Below are 540 nucleotides of genomic sequence, written 5' to 3'. Positions count from 1 at the left end.
ACATCGGGGCGGGAGGCGCCTCGACGGGCTCGGGCTCCTCGGCCACGATGGCGTACTGGTCGGGCCTGACGGTGGCGACCACGATGTAGGCGCATACCAGCATGATGAGGACCATGGCCGCCACGGTGAGCCAGCCCTTGCCGAAGTCCGTGGCCACGAACGCGCCGGCGAACCAGCCGAGTGCCTGGCCGAGGACGATGAAGAAGCGTCCTCTCGCGAAGCAGTAGCACGGTGAGATGGACAGCAGCGTGCCGCGCAGCGACAGCACCGAGGCGTTCGTGTAGTCCAGCAGGTACAGGATGACGAAGAGCGGCGGCGCGGCGACGGTGTTCCAAGGCGCCTGCAGGAACCCGGAGAGGATGAGCCCGCACACGAGGAAGGGCAAGAGCACGAGCTGCACCCTTCCCATGGCAAGGAGCCGGGGCGCCTTCCGGCTCAGGAGCAGGAAAATAAGCGCGACGCAGACGAACGCCGCGCCCATGGTGATGGGCGGCAGGACGCCCTTGCTGATTCGCGCGACGACGAGCCCTGCTATCACGC

The 540-nt window shown here is 67.4% G+C and carries 1 protein-coding gene; it reads right to left on the bottom strand.

Annotation, left to right across the window (positions count from 1 at the left end):
• The coding region (locus tag C2L80_RS14000; protein WP_157941103.1) for a hypothetical protein at positions 1-540 on the bottom strand (540 nt) is incomplete at both ends.

The organism is Rubneribacter badeniensis (assembly GCF_002899695.1).
GTDB classification, from domain to species: Bacteria; Actinomycetota; Coriobacteriia; order Coriobacteriales; family Eggerthellaceae; genus Rubneribacter; species Rubneribacter badeniensis.
The sequence above is the reverse complement of the archived record's forward strand: the minus strand, read 5'-3'. Positions and strand labels throughout refer to the sequence as shown.